This window comes from Glutamicibacter sp. AGC84 (assembly GCF_053543575.1).
The window spans coordinates 79,193-80,501 of record NZ_JBLVOC010000020.1 but is presented as its reverse complement, the minus strand read 5'-3'; the positions used below and the strand labels follow the sequence as shown (position 1 = coordinate 80,501).

Here is a 1,309-nt window from a genome sequence, read left to right as displayed (position 1 = left end):
AACCCCCCCAGTGGTCTTTAACCCCGAAAGAATTGGCTCAGAGCCATTGCTTCGGTCCTGACATGTTCGTTAAGCTCAAGTACCGCCTCATGTCGGAGGCAACTGACGGTACTTGCCACGAGCAAAGGATCCCTTCCCATGCGCACCCTGATCGCCACTTCCTTCGTCTCCTTGGACGGTGTCGTCCAAGCCCCGGGCGGCGAACCCGGCTACCGCAATTCAGGCTGGACGATGAACTCGGTCGAGTTCGACCCCGCCGCCTACGAACTGAAGGGCGCCGAGCAAGAAGAAGCCAGCGCCATGCTCTTGGGCCGGCACAGCTACGAGGCCTTCTGTGCGGTGTGGCCCTCGATGACCGAGCAGTTCCCGCAGTACAACGCGATGCCCAAGTACGTGCTCTCCACTACCTTGAGGGAGAAGGACTTGGCCGGGAACTGGGGCGAGACTGCGATCTTGCGGTCTGTCGCCGATGTGGCGCGGCTTAGAGCCGGCGACGGCGGCCCGATCAGTATCCATGGTTCGGCAACGATGGTCCACTCGCTGCAAGAACATCAGCTCATCGACCAGTACAACCTGCTGGTCTTCCCGGTTTTGCTTGGTGCAGGCAAGCGCCTTTTCAGCGACGCGAGCCTGGACGCGCAGAAGCTGGCCCTTATTGATTCGCAGGTCTACTCCAACGGCATCCAGAAGAACGTGTTCAAGGTTCAGCGCTAGCTGGTCCTAGCTGGCTGCGGGCAGGTAAGGCCGGGTGATCAATTCCAGGTAGTGCCCGGAAGGATCAAGCAGATAGACTCCCCGGCCGCCGTGTTCATGATTAATCTGCCCTGGCAGCTGCCGTTGGGGATCGGCCCAATGCTCCATTTTCCCCTCGCGGATAGTCGCGTAGGCGCGGTCGAAATGCTCGTCATCGAGCAGGTAGGCATAGTGCTGCGCTGGGAAGTCCATCGGTGGTGCAGCGAATTGAAGCAGCACCCCGTGGGCCAGGCTGATGTTGGTAAATGGTCCCCAGCTTGATTCCGCGCGGGCTTCGAGCAACTCAAGATAGAACTTTGCCATGCCTTGCGGGTCGAGTGAAGCGATGATGGTGTGGTTGAACTGTGCGGTCATGTCTCCCTTTCGTGGTTCAGATGTGCTGTTCTTTGGTGGAATGCATCTGGCACGGGAGGGCCGCGGATCAGGGAACGACCAGTTTGCCGTTCCGGGAGTGGCCGCATGCGGCCTGACTGGTCTTCATCGCCATCGAGCATAGCACTGCGCTTCGGCACTTCTCCACAACCGCAGTTTTTAAAGCAAGAAGTGGGGTGCCCCG

Annotated in this window: 2 protein-coding genes; one reads left to right on the top strand and one right to left on the bottom strand. The window is 59.5% G+C overall.

Going from position 1 to position 1,309, the window contains the following annotated elements:
* Window positions 1-138 precede the first annotated feature (138 nt).
* On the top strand, window positions 139-714 hold the full coding sequence (locus ACNPN0_RS12670; protein WP_105657744.1) for a dihydrofolate reductase family protein: 576 nt from the start codon (window positions 139-141) through the stop codon (window positions 712-714).
* A 6-nt stretch (window positions 715-720) separates the two neighbouring features.
* On the opposite strand, the gene ACNPN0_RS12665 is transcribed toward ACNPN0_RS12670, so the two are convergent.
* Entirely contained in the window at window positions 721-1,107 is a 387-nt protein-coding gene (locus tag ACNPN0_RS12665) for a VOC family protein (RefSeq protein WP_448938593.1), read from the bottom strand.
* Window positions 1,108-1,309: the final 202 nt, after the last annotated feature.